Consider the following 19,295-nt stretch of genomic DNA (forward strand, 5'->3'; position numbering starts at 1 on the left):
ATGCGTGATGTCGGGAAAGGAAAAGGACAGGATTGCCGCGGTTGATTCTCAACCTGCAATGACGGCACAGGGTTGGACGAGCTACAGAGAGCTCGTAGATACACACTATATATACGAGTGCGAATTAGCTCTACTATAAACACCGGCCCGTCTTTCTGGTAAAATCTGGTATTCGGGTTTATTATCTTATTTAGATAGTAATAATTCGGACAGAGAGGCTGAATAATGGTTACGAGGCAGCAAAAGAAAGGGACCGGGCGGCGGAAAGACGGCGGGGAGAAGAAAAGGGGCGGACAGCGGAAAGAGCCCGAGATAAATCTTGCCGACCTCGGAAAGGCGGGCGAGCATTTTATTGTCGGCGCTACCGAGATGGTTGTAGGCACCGGTTTTGCCATAAAGGGCGTGAAGGAACTTCTGGAGAAAGAAGAGGGGCGGAAATTCGTCTGCGAACTGCCGTTTAAGGCCGTCAACAAAGGATTTGATCTGGTCAGGAGGGCCGGGGAGCAGGTTAGAGAGCGGAGAAAGAGCGGAGCCGCGGGGTCGAGCGGAAAAAGAAACAGGAAAATTGACGTTGAATAAGGCTTTGCCCGATCCGGATAACGCCCGGACCGCTTTAGAACGTTACAAAGAAATACACAGGCGCATACCCGTCTCTAAAAAAAATATCCTTGAGCTTCTTGCTTCATACAGCAGTTTCCTCGGAAGGGTAATACTCAAGGATCCCGAAATCCTCGACTATCTGGACTCCGCAAAAAATGTAAAAACGAAGAAAGCGTCTTCCCGTTTTGTGGAAGAGGCAGACGGTATCAGGGAATCTTCCGAATCGTCTGCGGAGCTTGAGTCAGGCCTGAGGAACTATAAATACAGGGAGCTTGCCAGGATACTCTACCGGGATATTACGGGCCGCTCCCCCTTCTCGGATGTTATGGAAGAGCTCTCGGATCTGGCGAGCGGCATCCTGGAAGCTGCTATCGCTTTTTACCGCGCCGAGCTCCAAATGGACGGTGCCGGGGAGTTCGTGGTTCTCGGTATGGGCAAGCTCGGGGGGAGGGAGCTCAATCTCAGCTCCGATATAGATATTATCTATATTTACCGCGATGAAGGTGATCCGGACCCGTTTTTCAAGCTTGCGGAAAGGGTAACGAAATCGTTGAGCGCTGTTACTGAAGACGGGTTTCTCTACAGGGTGGATCTGGCTCTCAGGCCGGGAGGAGGAAAGAGCACCGTTGCCGTCCCTTTCGAAGGAGCGGTAGAACACTATTTTTACTGGGGTGACACCTGGGAAAGGGCGGCTATGATAAAGGCCAGAACAGTGGCCGGGGACATTGCTCTGGGGGATGAGTTCATACGCGAAATCGAGCCTTTCGTATATAAGAAATTTCTCGACTATACTTCAATCGAAGGCCTGAAGGACATGAAGACAAAGCTCGACCAGCTGGAGAAGAAGCGGGACGTCAAGTTGGGTAAGGGGGGGATACGGGAGATCGAGTTTTTCACACAGGCTCTTCAGCTTATAAACGGAGGAGGTATTAAGGCTATAAGGGACAACAATACACTCCGGGCTCTCGATAAATTAAATGAGAAAAGGATTATCGAAGATGAAGTCTGTGAGTCACTCGGCTCCTCTTATCTGTTTCTCAGGAGAGTAGAGCACAATATTCAGATAGTTGACGAGCGGCAGACTCACAGGATTCCCAAATCCCCTGAGGAGCTGGAAAAGCTTGCCAGGAGAGTGGGACTTAGCGGTAAAGAGGAATTCGAGAGTGTATATGATGAAATGACAAATTCAGTTTCGCAAATTTACAAGAGTCTCTTTCATGAGCCTTCCCGGAAGACCGAAGAGGTTGGAAAAGAGTTTTGGAAAGTGGCCGATTTCCTGACCGAGGGAAATGTTGATGAAGAGGAAGCGGTCAAAAATCTGAGTAAGCTCGGTTTTAAGTACCCTGATAGCGCGATAGACCTGTTTTCCAAGCTGCTTGATCCGAGAAGGGGCGCTCTTACTGGGGAGGGAAAACTCGCAACCAGGAGAGTGATTCCCGCGTTTCTGGCAAGTATCTTGAAATCGCCTGAACCGGACTCAGCCCTAGTGAATCTCGAGCGTTTCATCTCGGGGATCGGCTGGAGGACATCTATATATGCCGTGCTGCTTGAAAATCCCGATATTATCGAGCTTCTGTCAAAGCTTTTCTCTACGAGCGGGTATCTTTCAAACTTTCTTATAAGGCATCCCGAATACCTGGACGTAATCACGCTCAGGGAGGTAAGGACGGAGTTCGGTTCGAAAGAGGACATGATAGCGGAGCTTGAAGCGGCGGTAAATGAGGAGGTTGATTATGAGGGCAAGCTCGACGCAATCAGGAGGTTCAGGCATGTGGAGACACTCAAGATATGCCTGAGGGACCTAAACGGAGAGGTGGACCCTTTTTATGTCGGAAGATATCTTTCCATGGTGGCCGAAGCGGTTCTGGAAGCCGGGCTGAAACTCGCCTGGCATGAGCTACGGGGAAAGCGGAAGGGAAAGATAAAGGACCCCGGTATGCTTATACTCGGTATGGGCAAACTCGGCGGGAAGGAACTCAGTTATAATTCTGATCTCGATGTAATTTTTATCTATGACGGTAAGGAAGAAGAGCACGAATTTTTCTCGAAGTTCGGACAAAAGGTAATCTCCGTGCTTTCAATACCGACGGGCGAGGGATTTGCGTATAAGATAGATATGGGCCTCAGGCCGTCCGGGCGCTCGGGGGCGCTCGTTACTTCGTTCGATTCTTTCAGGAAATACCATAAAGAAAGCGCCCAGATGTGGGAAAGGCAGGCTCTTGTCCGCGCCGCGCCGTCGGCGGGGGACAAGAAACTCGGCAAAAAGGTGATGAAATCGATAGAGGAATTCGTCTACGGAAGCCCGGTTCCTCAAAGTTTTCACAGGGAAATCAGTCACCTGCGCGCGCGCATGGAAAAGGAGCTTGCGAAGGAAAGCGCAAAGAAGCTCAATATAAAGACGGGAAGGGGCGGTATAGTGGATATAGAGTTCCTCGTACAGATGCTTCAGCTGCGGCACGGCGGTGAGTATAAGAAAGTCAGAGCACAGAACACCCTTCAGGCGCTTACGGGATTGAGGGATGAAAATCTGATCGAGGAGAAGGAATTCGAGGTATTAAGAGACGGGCTCCTTTTCTTGAGGAAAATCGAGAATCTGCTCAGGCTTCTCCATGACAGGTCAATAAATGAGCTGTATGAAAGCGATTTCGAGAAGCTGTCCTCGGAGCTGGATAAGAAATCGGAGGGGAAGATACTGAGAGAAATATACGTTTCCAGGACGGGTAAGATAAGGACTATATATGATAAATACTTTTCATAAGTCGAGTAAAGTGATCGGTTAATCCGGAAGGGGTCTAAATCTATGACAAGTTTTAATAGCTGTATATTCATTATGGCAGACGGGGCGAGGGCGGATGTTTTCTCCGAGCTTCTTGAGCAAGGCGAGCTTCCTAATATATCGAAATATATAATTGAAAAAGGCTCGTTCAGAAAAGCGGTATCGGTTTTCCCCTCGACCACAGGGCCTGCCTATACCCCTTATATTCTTGGGAAGTACCCGGGCAGGTGCAACTTTCCGGGAATAAGATGGTTTGACAGGAGCCTGTATGCGGACAAAAGGAGGCTCTTTTCCTTTCACAGGTTCAGAAGCTACATAGGTCTCGAAACATACTTCATGAACAGCGACGTTTCTAATAACAACAGAAGCCTCTTCGAAATTTTCCCGAGGAGCGGAAACATACTTAACGAGCTTTCGCGCGGAGTTAAAATCACAAACGATAAAACCCGTTTCTCCAAGCTCTATTACAAGGTAAAAAGCCACTTTACGGACAGGAGCGATGAGGTGGATATGGTTGCCCGCAGAATTCTGCTCCGGTCCTTGAAGGACCTGCACGATTTCATTTTCGTGGTTTTTCTGGGTATCGATACTTACTCGCATATAAATCATCCGTTTCATAAAAAGGTCATCGACTCCTACAGGAGGATCGACGAAACGGTGGGTGTCGCGGCGGCGCAACTGAAGAGCGAAGGCAGACTCGATGAAACCCTGTTCATTATCGTAAGCGATCACGGCCTCACTCAGACCCATTCCCATTTTGATTCGGTTGAGTTCATAAGGAAGCAGGGGTATAAGACGTTTTATTACCCCAACGTGTTCAAACACTTTACCGATGCCGAGGCGGCGAGCATGGTTTCGGGGAACGCGATGAGCAATATATACGTGAAGCATCCTGATGGATGGAGGAGGAAATCCACGTTCGAAGAGCTGGGCCGGCTCGCGGACAACATTGTCGAAAGGCCCGAAGTCGATATAGTTGCGGGTCTTGATGAAATGGGCAGGTCCAGAATCAAGAGCGTACGGGGAGAGGCGGCAGCCTGGCTTGATGAGAAGGGTTTGATAAATTACGAAAAGATTTCGGGCGATCCATTCGGTTATAACGGTATGCCCGAAAAAATGAGCATGGGAGATGCCCTTAAGGAAAGTTATCATTCCGAATATCCGGACGCTTTGATGCAGATCATACAGCTGCTGGAAGCGCCGCGGTCGGGAGATCTGGTATTAAGCGCAAACCCGGGGTACGATCTCAGAGCCAGACATGAGAATCCAGAGCATTTTTCATCGCACGGCGCGCTCTTCAGGGACCATATGATGGTACCTCTGGCGATGAACGTAAAAATTAATAAAGAATGTGTACGCACCGTGGACATCTACCCGACTATTTTAACCCTTCTCGGACAATCCGTGACGGCTGATATAGACGGCGTAAATTTGACGGAATGAAGAGTTTCGGAGCGCCTGTCAATAATTCATGAAAAAGCGGCTCTCGCGATAGATTCCGATATGAATAAGGCAAGGGCGCCCCAGAGGAAATACTTCCATATTTCTCTGAAGACCTTTACGAAACCTCCGGTGTTTTCAGGTTCCGCCTCGATTTCCTTGGCTGTAATCCTAGCCAGGTTCGATTCGGCGGGATCTATATTGACAGAGAATTTATAAGAGGTCTTGCCTCCCTCCGTTACGGTATAGATTCCGGGAATATAAGTTTTCGCGAACAGCGGGTTGTCCGCGCCCACCTCGAATTTATCTCCTGACGCATTGATTATTTCCGCCGCGCCCTCGCCGGGAGAGATGTCGATTGCGACGGTTTCACCGATAATGTAATTTCTTCTTTCTGAGTTGGAATGACCGGAAAAATCCATGAACTTCTTCACTACAGGCAGAAACACGGGTGTAATGGGGAAATTGTTCCAGCTTGCGTCCGCCGTAGATGTGAACAGGAAAACACTCCCCCTGCCTAAATCTTTCGATATCAAAAACGGCTCTTCGGCGGATATGCTGAATATCACATCCGACCCCGGGGAGGGTATTGTGCCAACGTATCTGTTGACCCGTACCTGATTAGTCTTATCTTTTATGTTATCTGCGAACATTCCGGCGCTGAGAGGGGATATTCTAAATTCGCCGTCCTTAACAGCTAAAAGCTCGCCCGGAAGTATATTCTTCAGAAGCGTGTTATACGAGCTGCTCCTGATCCTTTCACCTAAAAAAATAACAAGCGTTCCGCCTGATTCAATGAAACTCTCTAAATCTTCTGAATTCCGGGGCGTGATATCTCCCACGTTTGCCAGGAATATCAGGTCGTAGTTTGATAGGTCTTCATTGAGGAAGCTGTCGTTGTCTTTGACTGATATGTTTGAACCTGAAAGCTCGGCGATTGTCTCAGCCGCCCTCGCAAGATAGTATGTTTCGCTGAGTCTCGAGTCCTCCCTCGGATCGCCGTCCACGATCAGGACCTTGAAATCCTCCCTGTCCGAGAGGACAAAATATCTCGTATCGTCGATCTTGAGCCTGTCGTGAGTAATCTCCGCAAAACCTTCGAGGTTTTCCCGCGCCGTGAATTTTTCTTTGGGAATAGTGAATTCCTTTGTCCCGCTCTCCCAGGGCTCAATATTGAAAAACCCTTTCATCTCCTCACCGCCGACGCTAATGTCGGCAAGTAGCTCTTTCGATGCGTCTTCAGAATAATTCGAGACCTCTACGGACAGCTTCAATGAGTTCCTGGCGTAAGATACGCCAGCGTCGGTTACGGCTCTGTTCTCAGGTTCGGGCTCTTTTGTTATGTCGATCAATTGAAGCCATGCTTTCTCGTATGCTTCATTCTTCCATCCGTTTTTCTGCATGTCTGTGATCAGTACGACCTGCTTTGTTTTGGTAGGAGCTTTCCCCAGCGCTGCGTAAACCTGCTCGAGTCTTTTTTCGTTGTCGGTGAATGACGACGATAATTCTATCTCATTAACCTCGTCCCTGAGCTTTCCGAGGTCCTGAGAGGAAGAGGGACGGCCGCTTTCTTCGGTAACCAGTGGGACAGCGAGACCGAAGCTTCCGTCAGGAAGAGTGTTTATTATATTGAGGGCCCTCTGTCTCGCACGCTTGAAGTTGCCGTCATATTCCATGCTGAAGGAATTGTCAATCACGATTGCGACCGAGCGCGGGTTTTCATTGCCCGCCGGGACTAAGGAAAACACCGCGGGCTTTGCGAATACCAGCACTATTAGTACGACTATGATTGACCTCAGGATTAAAAGAACAAGGTCTTTCAACCTGGATTTTGACGCCGTGTCGCCGCGTGAAGCCAGCAGGAATGTAACTGCGGGGAACTTTTTTTTGATGCCGCTTTTACGGGATATAATATGTGCTATGATGGGCAGCGCAAGGGCCGTGACGCCGATTAAAAATAATGGGTTAAGGAAGGAAAAATTCAAAACCTCTCTCTCTATTTATCCGCAATTTCAATAAGGGACTCTTCGATAGGTCTGCCGGAAGGAGAAAAAACATAACGCGATTCGTATTCGTGACAGGTTAGTTTTAATTTGTTTATGAATTCCCTTATCCTTTTCATATAAGTATCTCTGATGGTTCTAGTATCAACAACCACTCTCTCGTCCGTTTCCATATCCTGAAATTCGACGGACCCGCTGAAGTCGAATTCGAACTCGTCGGGGTGCAGAACATGAAACAGGGTCGTTTCCTTCCCGGATGCCCTGAGTAGCTGAAGGGTGTTTTCTATCTCTGCTTCTTCCGTGAGGAAGTCGGACAATATTACGAAGGAGGCATCGGTCTTGAAGGTTTCCAGTGCCCGGAGCACGGGTTCTCTCAGTCCTGTCCTGCCCGAAGGCGTAAGTGATTCGAGGTGCTCAAGTAAGGGGGAAATGAATTTGTTGCCGGCTCTTGGCGGTATCAATTCGAAAACATCTTCTGAAAAGGATCCGGTCCCTACGGCGTCCCCTTGTCTCAAGAGGAGATATGCGAGCGTAGCCGCCAGTTTCTTCGAATGGTCGAGTTTCGTCTCAATTTCCTCACCGTAGCCCATTGAAGCGCTTGAGTCGATGAGTACGCACCAGTTGAGATTTACCTCATCTTCGAATTTTTTTACGTACAACCTGTCGTGCCGGCCGAAAAGCCTCCAGTCGACCTGTTTGAGCTCGTCGCCCCGGTTGTATTCCTTATATTCCATGAAGTCAGGGCTTATGCCCTTGTAGTAGCTCTTGTGAATTCCGGATTTTCGCCCCCTTACTCGCGAAGGCGTGCGGAAGTAAAATTGCTTGAGCCTGAGCGCGGTCTCTATGTCCAGGATACCGTTTGACATTGTAGTTGACTGTTGTTAGAAAGTATAACCCAGGGAGGGTAAAGATTCAGGTTCTTAGTCTAGAAGTTTTTCGATTTCTTTTGTTACCGAGTCTTCCCCCAGATTCTTGGCAATTGAAATTTCCTTAACCAAGAGTGTTCGCGCCGAGTCCATTATTCTCTTTTCGCCGAAGGAAAGGTCTTTGCCTCTTTGCAAAAGATTGATATCTCTGAGCACATTGGCGACTTCGAATATATCCCCGCTCTTAAGCTTGTCGGAGTATTCGCGGTATCTTTTATTCCAGCTTTGATTGCCGTTTTGCTGTCCTGACTCTTTATCCTTTTCTTTAAGTATGTTGTATATTCTGCTGATTTGCTTTTTAGTAATTACGGGTCTTAATCCTACGGACTTGGCGTTATCGGTGGGGACCATAACGGTGACATCGCTGTCGATAACCTGAAGAATGTAAAAGTCTTTGGTAGTACCACAAATCTCTTTGGATTCTACCGCCTTTACCTGAACAACACCGTGAGCTGGATATACAGCTTTTTTCCCTACTTTAAACATATTTTCTTTGTGACTCCCCTTTGTTACAGGTGGCGCTGAAAACTAAAATCTATCATAATTTGGGACCAAGGTCAAATCTACCGATTTAACATGCGCCGGAGCAGATTTAATCCGATAGCACGCTTTCGGAGTCTTGAAGTGTAGTCCGGTTTTCGGATAAAACTATATTAAATAAATATAACATATATATTTATGCTTATATATATTCTTGAATTGTTCCCTTTTGTTCTGTTAAGGAGCTAAAAATTTATAGAAATAGGGATGGGTATCATCCGACGTAGGATTATATTTTTTAACCTTAAAATTATCTTTTTTCAATTCGTTTTGCTGTATTTCCCGGCAGCTTTATGGTTCAATGCCTCAATGATCCGCTAATTATGGGCTTTTTTGCCAAAGAAGAATTATACTTAATGGTTTAGGCGAACAGGGTTATAGTAACTCGAAGACTGTAGCGCCGCTGGGCCTGTCTTGATAAACACCGGTATGCTTGAAATCGGGTTGATGTTGAGATAGTATTCATATCTTTTTCCAATATAAGGTGGATGCAGAGAACAACGGAGGTAATTTTAAGTGCAGCAGCTAACCGAAAACGAACTTCAGCGACAGTACGGAATAAAGAATCCCGGAAAAATCTACTATAATCTTTCCATACCCGCGCTCTATGAAGAGTTTGTAAGAAGGGGCGAAGGAGAGATTGCCGAAGCGGGGACTCTGGTCGCATATACCGCCCCTCATACAGGACGGTCGCCTCAGGACAGATTTATCGTAAAAGAGCCCGGTACTGAAAGTGAAATTGATTGGGGTAGTGTAAATAAACCGATCAAGCCCGAGCAATTTGATTCGCTCTACAATAAAATTCTCCAATATTACGAAGGCAAAGATCTGTTTGTAAGGGATTTGTACGTGTGCGCGCATCCTGAGTACCGTATGCCCGTCCGCGTGATAAACGAATTCGCCTGGCATAATGTTTTTGTAAACAACCTATTTATACGACCCCGACCCGAAGAGCTTCCGCACAAGTCGGTAGGTTTTACGGTTATAGCCGCGCCGGGACTTAAAGCCGACCCTGAAACGGACGGCACCAAGAGCGGGGCCTTTATCGTTCTTAATTTTGAAAAGCGCATGGCAATAATCGGCGGGACGCACTACGCAGGGGAGATGAAGAAATCCGTATTCTCAGCGCTTAATTTTCTTCTTCCGAGAGAGGGGGTTTTCCCCATGCACTGTTCGGCGAACATAGGTGCAGGCGGTGATGTCTCGCTTTTCTTCGGTCTTTCGGGTACGGGCAAGACGACGCTCTCGGCTGACCCAGACCGCGCGCTCATTGGAGACGACGAGCACGGGTGGTTCGATAACGGCGTATTTAACTTCGAAGGAGGATGCTACGCCAAGGTGATAAAGCTGAACCCTGAAACCGAGCCCGAAATTTACGACGCGTCTTTACATTTCGGTAGTGTTCTCGAGAACGTTGAGGTGGATTCGGAGTCTCGCAAGATTGATTTTGACAGCGACAAGCATACCGAGAATACGAGGAGCGCTTATCAGATCGACTTTCTTAAAAACATAGTTCCGGAGGGGGTGGGCGGCGTTCCGAAAACTATATTTATGCTTACGTACGACGCGTTCGGCGTACTGCCGCCTATCTCGAAGCTCACGCCGGAGCAGGCTATGTATTACTTCACGCTCGGCTACACGGCGAAGGTGGCCGGGACCGAAAGGGGAGTGAGCGAGCCGCAGGCGACATTTAGCTCCTGTTTCGGCTCTCCGTTTCTACCGAGACCGCCGCTTTTTTACGCAGATATGCTGAAAAAGAAGCTGGAGGAGAGCGGCGCCAGCGTCTGGCTCCTCAATACCGGAGTAACAGGTGGTCCTTACGGGACGGGGAAAAGGATGCCACTCCCGCAGACACGAGCGCTCGTGACCGCAGCTGTAAGCGGCGAGCTTGATAAAGTATCTTTTAAAGAGGTGCCCATATTCGGGCTCATGGTTCCCGAATCGTGCCCCGGAGTGGACAGTAAGCTGCTCGAGCCGAGAAAGAGCTGGGACGACCCTGACTCTTACGATGAAAAGGCGAAGGGGCTTGCCGCTAAATTCGAGGAAGAGTTCGCCAGGCATAAAAGCTGAAAAGAAAAGCGAATATTTTCTTTTTCTTGATAAAAAGAAACACACACAATTAGCGTGTTTCCTGAAAAGATTCCGTGTGTTTCCTGAGAGGGCCATATTGTATTGTTTATAAAAGGATAGCGTCCTTCGATTGGACTCAGGACGAGCGGGTTGAAATGAAAAAAGATGCACGATTCAGGATTAACGATGGAGGCTCATTTGCAATCGTTGCTCGCTCGAAATCGTCTTTGCAATGACTTCTTTTATTCGCAGCTGGGATGCCGCTCCTACAGTGGATGAGAAGCAGGAATTCGGAGAAACCGCCCTTCGACTGCACACTTCGTGTGCGCCCAGGATGAGCAGACAGCACCCACTGAAGGTATTCGCAGGAGTTTCGGAGAAATTGTAGAGACACACAACGTGTGTGTCGGAAATTTGATTCTGAACTATTATGTCGGAATTTTTCCGTGTCTGTTTCATTCTGCCCGACTCGTGCCTCGGATTGCCGGCGTTCGTTCTTCAGACCGTTTTTACGTCCTGTTACTGCGGCACTTTATAAATAGCGCGATGCGTAGTAATATGGTTAGAAGACCAGCTACCTTCTGGAAGGAGACAGATAATGGATTTTCTAAAAAGGGAAGATACATCGCTCGTAGTGGTGGATATGCAGGAAAGGCTGATGTCGGCGATGCCTGAAATAAACAGCAGCAGCGCGGTTAAAAATGTGAAGATACTGCTTGAGTCCGCGCGCATTCTTGATATGCCGGTTAACATCACTGAGCAGTACCCCAAAGGGCTCGGCCCTACAATCGAGGATATAAAGGAATCGGTAGGAGACGGGTTCAATCCGATAGAGAAAGTCGTTTTCAGCTGCGCGAGGGTCGAGGAATTCAAATCCGCTTTAAATGACCTCGGAAGGAGCTCCGTTCTTCTGGCCGGGGTAGAAACGCATGTATGTGTCCTCCAGACGGCTATCGACCTCGTAAATGAAGGGTACGGCGTATATGTGCCCGCCGATGCTGTAGTATCGAGAAAAGAGCTCGACTGGCGGAAAGGTATTGAGCTGATGGAAAGAGCGGGCGCCGTCGTGGGCACCACCGAGGCTTTCCTTTTCCAGCTTCTCGAGCGCGCAGGCACAGACGAATTCAAACAGATATCGAGGCTTGTGAGGTAAGCTTACACACTTGCTTGTTATGGATGTGAAAATTTACTCGTCCATCAGAAACCGAAATAAACGGGACGCCCCTGCTGAATACAATTTCTGTCAATTTACTTAGGAAGGTTAGCGCGTTCCCAAGGGAACGGCGGTGAGCAAGTGAGCAGCCGGACGCCATTGGCTGATTGCAATATTGTCACTATACTTAGGAAGGTTAGCGCGTCCCCAAGGGGATTTGAACCCCTGTTTTCGGCGTGAAAGGCCGATGTCCTGGGCCAGGCTAGACGATGGGGACTGGGTCTGAATTGAGCCGTACAGGATTCGAACCTGTGACCCACTGCTTAAAAGGCAGTTGCTCTACCAACTGAGCTAACGGCTCAGTTTTGAAGGCGTAAAATATATCACGCCATTACACATTGTCAAAGAAAGAGTGTATTATTTCTTCCTCGCGGCGTTTAAAGCCTACCGCTACTAATCTAAGCGCTTTTAGCCCGATTTTCAAGAAACAATCATGGTTTCCGGATTTACTAAAACCCAGCTCAGGAATTTCACGCTCGCCACAGCTTCGAATTTCTTCTTTTTCTGCAACTTCTCTTCCTTTTTCCTGCTTCCCTTATATATAAAGAGCCTCGGAGGGGATGAGGCTCAAATCGGCTATATAATGGGCTCATTCGGCATCACTTCTCTCGGGGCCATACCATTTGTGGTATTTTTCGTTGATAAATACGGCAGAAGGCGCTTCATGCTGCTCGGATACGCGGTAATGTTCCTGGCTTCGCTCTCCTATACCCTGATATCCGGTCTATCACCTTTTATATACGCGCTCCGGTTGATTCAGGGAATATCTTTTGCGTTCTCCTTTACCGCAGCGGGGACTTTCGTCGCGGATTATGTTCCCCCTGCAAGGAGAGCCGAGGGCCTCGGAATATTCAGCGCATTCACCATAGCTTCCTATGCGATAGGGCCTTCTCTCGGGGAGTTTGTAATTGAGCTGTTCGGTTTTCATTCGTTTTTCCTCTATACGTCATTTTTCAGCCTCATTGCCGTGGTGCTTACGGTTTTTATGAGGGACGGTCAATTCGAGCACTCTTCAGACCCTTACGGATTCGGTTTCTTTCGTCTCATTTCGTCCCGAAAATATTCGCTTCTTCTTATCTCAAATCTCATACTGGCGGGCGGGCTCGGAGCCGTGCTCAACTTCATTGCGGCGTTTTTCAGGTCCAAGGAGCTCCACGCCTATTATTTCTTCCTCACATATACCGTTACGGTAACCGCGGTGAGGATATTCGGCGGGAGGATATCCGACACGTGGGGCAGGAAGATAATAGCTTCTCCGGGTCTGCTCGTGGTCTCGCTATCACTCGCCTCGATGTATTTCGTTGATTCCGCCTTCACGGCTGTGCTCATATCATTTATTTTCAGCTTCGGCTACGGATTCCTGTATCCGACCCTGAGCGCACTTGTCATAGATAAAGCGGGACCCGACGAAAGGGGGAAAGCCATGGGGGCTTTCAACGCGAGCTACAGCATGGGGATAAATTTTCTCGCCTTCCCTTTCGGCGTAATTGCCAGGGATTACGGGTACGAGGGAATGTACCTTGTAGCGGGCTGCGCGGTGTTTCTGGGGTTTCTGCTGTTTACCTCTCTCGAATCGGACAGGGTTTCTTGAAAACAGGAGGATTATTATTTAGTCTAGCGAATAAATGAGTATAAAACGCGGTGATTCCGTTCTCGTAATATCCCCTGATGAAAAGACATTTCTCGTAACAGTGGATGAAGGAAAGCGCATGGGCACCCATCTGGGTGAGATAAATCTGGGAGACGCCATAGGACTGGATTATGGCGGGACGATATACTCAAACCTTGAGCATCCGTTTCTACTCCTCGAGCCGACTGTAGAGGATAAGATGATGAAGGTCAGGCGTTTTACGCAGATAATTTATCCTAAGGATGCCGGCCTCATTCTGCTTAAAACCGGTATCAAGAACGGAATGAGGGTTATAGAGTGTGGCTCAGGCTCGGGTGCGCTTACGATTGCACTCGCGACCGCCGTGGCGCCTGACGGAAAAGTCTTCACATACGACAGGAGCGAAAAGTTCCTGGAGAACGCCGGGAGGAATATTGAGAACGCCGGATATTCGGAATTTGTCGAGTTCAAACTGCGGGAAGCTCAGGAAGGTTTCGATGAGAAAGAAGTGGATGTAGTGATTCTGGACCTGCCCTCGCCCTGGCACGGTATCCCTTCAGCCGCAAGGGCGCTTAGAGGCGGCGGGCGGATAGCGAGCCTGTCGCCGACATACAATCAGGTTGAGAAGTGCGTCGAGACTCTCATGGAAGAAGGCTTCGTTTTCATCGAGACTCTGGAGGTGCTGGTCCGGTATATCAGGGTCAGCACCGGTAAAACGAGGCCGGTTGACCGTATGGTAAGCCATACGGGATTCCTGACTTTCGGCAGAAAAGCGCTCATAAAGAGTCCTTTGCCGGGGAACTTGACGGATACGGACGCTGAGTAAAGTGCAATGATTGCCTTGAATTACAAACTTACCATTAGCCTGTAAACACAATGAAGCCGGGAAGAGACCCAATAGTAGTATTGATTTTTATTGCCCTCGCCCTCGGATTTTATTTCTTTTCCGGTGAGGACGACGGGAAAGGTGACGGGGTCTCTTTCAGGGTTGTCGAAGTTGTTGACGGCGATACCGTGATAATAGACGACGAAAAGAATTCCAGAGTCAGATATCTAGGTCTGGACAGCCCGGAAATAGCTGTTCAGGACTCCCCCGGGGATCCGCTCTCCGAGGAGGCTCGCGACTTCAACGCCGCGCTTGTGGAGGGGAAGCGGGTCAGACTTGAGTTCGATAAAGAGAAGTACGACGTTTACGGGAGACTTCTTGCTTATGTTTATGCAGACAGCCTTTTCGTGAACTTGGAAATCCTACGTGGCGGGCTTGCGATTCCTCTCATCATAGAGCCTAACGGCAGGTACTCGGATTTGATTTACGAAGCAACCGAAGAGGCCCGTAGATTGAGGAAGGGAATGTGGAGCGAGTTGAATTCTTTTGACACGCCGCCGGGGAACCTCGATTTCACGATAGATATTCAGAACGCTCCACGGTACGAGGGGAAGAGAGTGCTGGTCTCGGGGCTGGTTACGGGAGCAAAAAAATCGGAGAAGGCTACTGTGATTAGCATAGAGGACAGCTTCGATATAGTGATATTTTCAGACGATTGGGGCAATTTCAAGTTCTTCGGCATTGATCCCGGGATCTATTATAAGGGGAGACGGGTGGAGGTTACGGGCAGGGTCAGGATGTACAGAGGGACCCCCGGAATGATAGTCGATCATCCGATGCTGATCAGGGTGGTAGAATGAGAAGCGAGGAAATGCTTACACGGGGCGCTTTGGAGCTGGGGATTGAGCTCACGGAGGAGGAGACACGGCTTTTTATGCGTTACCTCGACATGATCAAGCTCTGGAACAGGAAAGTAAACCTGACCGGTCTCAAGGATGAGAAAGATATCATTATTTCACACTTTCTTGATTCAATCTCGGCCTCATCTTTTATAGAGCCCGGATCGAGAGTGCTCGATATAGGGTCGGGCGCGGGATTCCCCGGTATACCGGTCAAAATCGTATACCGCGGAGTACGGCTGACGCTTATTGATTCGGTGCAGAAGAAGGTTGTTTTCATTAAAGAACTGATCAGGGAGCTCCGGCTCCGGGAGACCGCCGCCGTGTGGGGCAGGGCGGAGGATGAGGATAACGGTATAAAGAGAGAAAGCTTCGACTGCGTCATATCGAGGGCGGTCGGAGGGCTTTCCGATATGCTTGACTTGAGCGCGCCCTATCTGGCTACGGGAGGAAAGATTGTCCTAATGAGGGGCAGGAGGGGGGAGAAAGAACTGGAAACGGCGGACGAGGGAATAAAAAAAAGATTCAGAATTGCCGAATGTAAGACGCTGAAACTTCCTTACGGCGGACAGACGAGGGTTATCTTTGCGATCGAGCCTTTGGACGCAGGGACTGATTAAAGTTGTATCGTGGAAGAATTGCGCTAATAATACTTTATGAGCGGGTGATAGGCGCGGCCTTAATTTGCCGCGAGCCTTTCAAGAGTGTGCGCTTCTTTAAAGAGTTGTTCTTAAATGTTAAAATCTTAGGCTTCTGCATTATACCGAATGGAGGATTCGATGGTCTTATTTCTGGGAGAGGACGATGTAAGGCAGATTCTTACAATGAAAGACGCCGTAACAGTCCTCGAAGAGACATTCAGGCAGCAGGGATTAAAGAATATCATTAACCATCCCAGGCAGAGGATCAGGACCCAGAACAGTATGCTGCACTACCTTGCCGGAGCTCTTCCCCATCTAGGGGTAATGGGCTATAAGGCCTACTCATCCTACAAGGGGGGGCTCAAGTTCAGGGTTTTTCTTCATGATATAGAAACGGGCGAGCTACTATCGATAATGGACGGAAATTATATGGGAATGATGCGTACCGGAGCCGTTTCCGCTGTTGCGACCAGGTATATGGCGAGAGAGGATCTGAACAGCGTAGGCATATACGGCTCGGGGTGGCAGGCTCAGGGGCAGTTGCTCGGGGTTTGCGCCGTCAGAAGCGTGAAGAGGATAAATGTTTACAGCCGTAATACCGAGAATAGAGAGGCTTTCAGCGGGGATATGGAGAAGCGACTGGGCGTTGAGGTTGTCCCGGTGGAAAGGCCGGAGGATGCTATCGCTGATGTCGGTTGTGTCATCACCTCCACTTCGTCGTTCGAGCCTGTTTTCAAGGGAGAATGGCTAACGAGCGGGATGCATATGAATGCGATCGGCGGAAATTTTTTGTTCAAAAGGGAGATTGACGGAAGGGCCGTGATGCGCTCGAATGTGATAGCTGTCGAGTCGGTCGAGCAGTGCCGCATCGAGGCCGGGGAGTTTATGCCGCTCGTCGGAAAGGGCAGGCTTCAGTGGTCTGACCTCCTGGAGTTAGGGGATATAGTTGCCGGTAAGGCAAAGGGCAGGGAGTCGGAGGATGACATTACGTTATTTAAATCTCTGGGCATAGCGGTCGAGGATATTGCGGTGGCTGCTCATATCTATAAGATCGCAACCGGCGCCGGCATCGGCAGTAAACTCGATATACCTTCTTTATAAATAATTCGAAGTTTATATTGATGGGAAAGCCACAAATCTAATTCAGTTCAAAATCACGTAAAAGAGGATATTATGAAAACAGTGGGAATAATAGGGGGGAGCGGACTTTATGCCCTGGAGGGTTTGACCGGCGTCACTACCGTAAGCGTGGATACCCCCTGGGGCAAACCTTCAGATGATTTTAGTGTGGGGAATCTGGGTGACGCAAAGCTCATATTTCTACCCAGGCACGGAAGGGGGCATAAGCTTACGCCTTCTGAAATCAATTACAGGGCAAATATCTTCGCGATGAAAAAGCTCGGGGTCGATCGAATCATATCGGTGAGCGCTGTCGGAAGCATGAAAGAGGAGATTGAGCCCGGTCATATCGTAATACCCTCCCAGTTCTACGATCATACGAAGTCCAGGATCTCAACATTCTTCGGGGACGGTATTGCCGCGCATGTCTCGATGGCAGACCCTGTTTGTCCGGATTTAGCCGGGGCGCTCTACCAATCTTCTGTAGACGCGGGCGCCACAGTGCATAAAGACGCTTCATATATATGTATGGAAGGGCCGCAGTTCTCTTCGCGGGCCGAAAGCAACATATACAGGAAATGGGGAGTGGACGTAATAGGCATGACGAATATGCCCGAGGCCAAGCTTGCGCGTGAAGCCGAGATTTGCTATTCTACTCTTGCATTATCGACTGACTATGATTGCTGGCATGAGCATCATGAGAACGTAACTGTCGATGATATAATCGAAACCCTTACAAGAAACGTTGAGCTTGCAAAGAAGGTCATTGCCAAAGTTTTGCCGCAGATCAGTGAATCTAGGGATTGTCATTGCCGGAACGCGCTTGAAAACGCAATCATCACTTCCAGAGACGCCATCTCGGAGGAAGTAAAACAGAGGCTCGGAATACTTATAGAGAGGTACATCTAATGAAACTGCTCGTTGTCGGATCCATGGCGCTTGATACTATCGAAACCCCGTTCGGAAAGGAGGAAAACGTGCTTGGTGGGTCGGCCTCCTATTTTTCTCTCGCGGCCAGCATGTTTACGGACGTATCCGTTGTGGCGGTAGTCGGGGAAGATTTCCCAGAGGAGCATCTCGAACTATTCAGGTCAAAGGGAATAAAGCTTGAGGGGGTAAAGAGGGAGTCGGGGGACACCTTCAGATGGGAGGGAAGGTATGGTTACGATCTGGGCGATCCCGAGACGCTCGGAACGTACCTTAACGTATTCGAGAACTTCAACCCGGTTATTCCCGAAAGCTACCGTAATATGGAGTACGTGTTTCTTGCGAATATAGATCCCGAGCTACAATTAAGCGTGCTAAATCAGGTGAATGATCCAAAGCTTGTCGCCTGTGATACGATGAATTACTGGATAAGCAACAAGCCGGACGAGCTTAAAAAGGTGCTCAAGCACGTAGATATACTCATGCTTAACGATTCGGAAACGAGGGCTCTTGCCGGGGAGCCGAGGATTACACAGGCGGCGCGGGTTGTCCGCGATATGGGGCCTAAAGTGCTGATCGTCAAAAGGGGGGAGTACGGCGCTCTCATGTTCTCGGATGACGGCATATTCTGGGCTCCGAGTTATCCGCTCGAAGAAGTAATAGACCCTACAGGAGCGGGAGACACTTTTGCGGGGGGATTCATGGGTTTTATCGCGGGTAACGACATTATGGATCATACCGGCTTTAAAACAGCGGTGGTTTACGGAAGTGTGGCCGCTTCTTTTACTGTTGAGAATTACAGTGTGAGAAGAATCTCCCGGTTGAAGCCTGCGGAGATTGACCAAAGATTTACCGCGTTTCTGCAGCTCTCAAAACTGGACTAAAATGAAAAATATATTCTTAAGCTCAATTATGATTTTTGTACTCCTTCTTTCCTGTGGCGGCGGAAGTAAAAATAGCGAATTCGCCATGGACAAAGAAGAAGAATTCACTAATCAAAAGGCGCTCGCTGCCGCTTCATCATGGCGGGGAAATTTTCAGCAGGCTTTAAAGGAGATAAACGAAGCTGAGAAGATCAATGACAAGGACCCCGAGGTTTATGCCATTAAAGGTGCTATATTCTTCGGGCTTAGGGATTACGCGAAGGCGGAGCAGTTTTATAAACAGGCGATCGGGCTGAATCCGAACTATACGCCCGCCCACTTTAATCTTTGCGGCCTTTATCTCGAGCAAAACAATTTCGACGGCGTCATAGCCGAGTGCTCCGAGGTCGTAGCGGATCCGACCTATAAGGCCAGGGCGAACGCATACACTAATATCGGACTTGCTTACTTCAATAAAGGAGACATGACGAGGGCAAGGGAAAATTACGATAAGGCTCTTGAGATCAATCCCGCGTTTGTCTATGCTCATAACGAGATCGGGAAGCTTTATATGGCCACGGGGAGGTACGGGGAGGCGATATTTGAGTTTCAGCAGGCTATTTCGGGGTATAATGCTTACGAGGAAGCCTACTACAATCTCGGACTTGCTTACCTGAAGACAGATGATAATTACAATGCCTGCGAGTCTTTCAGGAAGGTCGTTGAAATCGCTCCCGCATCCGAATTCGGTGTGAATTCCAACCGTTACCTGAATTCCGTATGTCAGTGAAGGGCCGAGATTTAGAGCGGTCTTGGTCGGGATTTTTCTCTCGACGTCTCATG

General features: G+C 48.8%; 16 protein-coding genes and 2 tRNA genes. 13 read left to right on the plus strand and 5 right to left on the minus strand.

Features of this window, described 5'->3' with window-relative positions; all coding sequences use genetic code 11:
* Positions 1 to 225 precede the first annotated feature (225 nt).
* Genes RIG61_10750 through RIG61_10760 form a run of 3 tightly spaced genes read left to right on the plus strand, consistent with a single transcriptional unit; the run spans position 226 to position 4,819 of the window.
* Entirely contained in the window at positions 226 to 579 is a 354-nt protein-coding gene (locus tag RIG61_10750) for a hypothetical protein (protein MEQ9619639.1), read from the plus strand.
* Complete coding sequence (gene glnE / locus RIG61_10755; GenBank protein ID MEQ9619640.1) at positions 572 to 3,358, plus strand: bifunctional [glutamate--ammonia ligase]-adenylyl-L-tyrosine phosphorylase/[glutamate--ammonia-ligase] adenylyltransferase; 2,787 nt, start codon at positions 572 to 574, stop codon at positions 3,356 to 3,358. Before RIG61_10750 ends, glnE begins: the two co-directional genes overlap by 8 nt.
* 42 nt (positions 3,359 to 3,400) lie before the next feature.
* The gene (locus RIG61_10760) at positions 3,401 to 4,819 is read left to right on the plus strand and encodes an alkaline phosphatase family protein (GenBank protein MEQ9619641.1); all 1,419 of its coding nucleotides are present in this window, start codon (positions 3,401 to 3,403) and stop codon (positions 4,817 to 4,819) included.
* 26 nt (positions 4,820 to 4,845) lie between these two features.
* Here the strand turns inward: RIG61_10760 and RIG61_10765 are convergent, their stop codons facing one another.
* From RIG61_10765 to RIG61_10775, 3 genes are read right to left on the minus strand one after another with little or no spacing between them, the layout of a single operon-like run.
* Positions 4,846 to 6,801 carry a BatA domain-containing protein gene (locus RIG61_10765; GenBank protein ID MEQ9619642.1) on the minus strand — a complete coding sequence of 652 codons (1,956 nt, stop codon included), beginning with the start codon at positions 6,799 to 6,801 and terminating at the stop codon, positions 4,846 to 4,848.
* 11 nt (positions 6,802 to 6,812) lie between these two features.
* Positions 6,813 to 7,685, minus strand: a complete 873-nt coding sequence (locus tag RIG61_10770) for a DUF58 domain-containing protein (GenBank protein MEQ9619643.1) — start codon at positions 7,683 to 7,685, stop codon at positions 6,813 to 6,815.
* Between the two features lie 54 nt (positions 7,686 to 7,739).
* Entirely contained in the window at positions 7,740 to 8,231 is a 492-nt protein-coding gene (locus RIG61_10775; GenBank protein ID MEQ9619644.1) for a CarD family transcriptional regulator, read from the minus strand.
* 570 nt (positions 8,232 to 8,801) lie between these two features.
* On the opposite strand from RIG61_10775, the gene pckA reads away from it, so the two are divergent.
* A complete protein-coding gene (gene pckA, locus RIG61_10780) occupies positions 8,802 to 10,355 on the plus strand; it encodes a phosphoenolpyruvate carboxykinase (ATP) (GenBank protein MEQ9619645.1) in 1,554 nt (517 codons plus the stop codon).
* Between the two features lie 598 nt (positions 10,356 to 10,953).
* Positions 10,954 to 11,508, plus strand: coding sequence for a hydrolase (locus tag RIG61_10785; GenBank protein MEQ9619646.1), 555 nt, complete (start codon positions 10,954 to 10,956; stop codon positions 11,506 to 11,508).
* 202 nt (positions 11,509 to 11,710) lie between these two features.
* On the opposite strand, the gene RIG61_10790 is transcribed toward RIG61_10785, so the two are convergent.
* A tRNA-Glu gene (locus RIG61_10790) sits at positions 11,711 to 11,785 on the minus strand.
* A gap of 11 nt (positions 11,786 to 11,796) precedes the next feature.
* Positions 11,797 to 11,869 (minus strand) — tRNA-Lys (locus tag RIG61_10795).
* A 132-nt stretch (positions 11,870 to 12,001) separates the two neighbouring features.
* On the opposite strand from RIG61_10795, the gene RIG61_10800 reads away from it, so the two are divergent.
* The 8 genes from RIG61_10800 (at position 12,002) to RIG61_10835 (ending at position 19,242) form a co-directional block, all read left to right on the plus strand.
* Complete coding sequence (locus RIG61_10800) at positions 12,002 to 13,159, plus strand: MFS transporter (protein MEQ9619647.1); 1,158 nt, start codon at positions 12,002 to 12,004, stop codon at positions 13,157 to 13,159.
* A 34-nt stretch (positions 13,160 to 13,193) separates the two neighbouring features.
* Positions 13,194 to 14,003: a tRNA (adenine-N1)-methyltransferase gene (locus RIG61_10805; protein MEQ9619648.1), complete on the plus strand. Its 810-nt coding sequence runs from the start codon at positions 13,194 to 13,196 to the stop codon at positions 14,001 to 14,003.
* 50 nt (positions 14,004 to 14,053) lie between these two features.
* Positions 14,054 to 14,863, plus strand: a complete 810-nt coding sequence (locus RIG61_10810; protein MEQ9619649.1) for a thermonuclease family protein — start codon at positions 14,054 to 14,056, stop codon at positions 14,861 to 14,863.
* Positions 14,860 to 15,522, plus strand: coding sequence for a 16S rRNA (guanine(527)-N(7))-methyltransferase RsmG (rsmG, locus tag RIG61_10815; protein MEQ9619650.1), 663 nt, complete (start codon positions 14,860 to 14,862; stop codon positions 15,520 to 15,522). The genes RIG61_10810 and rsmG overlap by 4 nt, the downstream gene beginning before the upstream one ends.
* A gap of 159 nt (positions 15,523 to 15,681) precedes the next feature.
* Positions 15,682 to 16,644, plus strand: coding sequence for an ornithine cyclodeaminase family protein (locus tag RIG61_10820; GenBank protein MEQ9619651.1), 963 nt, complete (start codon positions 15,682 to 15,684; stop codon positions 16,642 to 16,644).
* Positions 16,645 to 16,713: 69 nt separating this feature from the next.
* Complete coding sequence (mtnP, locus tag RIG61_10825; protein MEQ9619652.1) at positions 16,714 to 17,571, plus strand: S-methyl-5'-thioadenosine phosphorylase; 858 nt, start codon at positions 16,714 to 16,716, stop codon at positions 17,569 to 17,571.
* Positions 17,571 to 18,473 (plus strand): PfkB family carbohydrate kinase, encoded by a 903-nt coding sequence (locus RIG61_10830; GenBank protein ID MEQ9619653.1) that lies wholly within the window; start codon positions 17,571 to 17,573, stop codon positions 18,471 to 18,473. Before mtnP ends, RIG61_10830 begins: the two co-directional genes overlap by 1 nt.
* Positions 18,474 to 18,501: 28 nt before the next feature.
* Positions 18,502 to 19,242 carry a tetratricopeptide repeat protein gene (locus RIG61_10835; GenBank protein ID MEQ9619654.1) on the plus strand — a complete coding sequence of 247 codons (741 nt, stop codon included), beginning with the start codon at positions 18,502 to 18,504 and terminating at the stop codon, positions 19,240 to 19,242.
* The last annotated feature ends 53 nt before the right edge of the window (positions 19,243 to 19,295 follow it).

The sequence above is a fragment of the Deltaproteobacteria bacterium genome, from assembly GCA_040223695.1.
Lineage (GTDB): Bacteria > Desulfobacterota_D > UBA1144 > Nemesobacterales > UBA2774 > JAVKFU01.

Coding starts and splice junctions, on each gene's coding strand:
- RIG61_10770 (MEQ9619643.1), bottom strand. CDS start 7,685: ATGTCAAACGGTATCCTGGACATAGAGACCGCGCTCAGGCTCAAGCAA.
- RIG61_10775 (MEQ9619644.1), bottom strand. CDS start 8,231: ATGTTTAAAGTAGGGAAAAAAGCTGTATATCCAGCTCACGGTGTTGTT.
- RIG61_10750 (MEQ9619639.1), top strand. CDS start 226: ATGGTTACGAGGCAGCAAAAGAAAGGGACCGGGCGGCGGAAAGACGGC.
- RIG61_10835 (MEQ9619654.1), top strand. CDS start 18,502: ATGATTTTTGTACTCCTTCTTTCCTGTGGCGGCGGAAGTAAAAATAGC.
- RIG61_10820 (MEQ9619651.1), top strand. CDS start 15,682: ATGGTCTTATTTCTGGGAGAGGACGATGTAAGGCAGATTCTTACAATG.
- RIG61_10810 (MEQ9619649.1), top strand. CDS start 14,054: ATGAAGCCGGGAAGAGACCCAATAGTAGTATTGATTTTTATTGCCCTC.
- RIG61_10760 (MEQ9619641.1), top strand. CDS start 3,401: ATGACAAGTTTTAATAGCTGTATATTCATTATGGCAGACGGGGCGAGG.
- rsmG (MEQ9619650.1), top strand. CDS start 14,860: ATGAGAAGCGAGGAAATGCTTACACGGGGCGCTTTGGAGCTGGGGATT.
- RIG61_10800 (MEQ9619647.1), top strand. CDS start 12,002: ATGGTTTCCGGATTTACTAAAACCCAGCTCAGGAATTTCACGCTCGCC.
- RIG61_10830 (MEQ9619653.1), top strand. CDS start 17,571: ATGAAACTGCTCGTTGTCGGATCCATGGCGCTTGATACTATCGAAACC.
- RIG61_10785 (MEQ9619646.1), top strand. CDS start 10,954: ATGGATTTTCTAAAAAGGGAAGATACATCGCTCGTAGTGGTGGATATG.
- RIG61_10805 (MEQ9619648.1), top strand. CDS start 13,194: ATGAGTATAAAACGCGGTGATTCCGTTCTCGTAATATCCCCTGATGAA.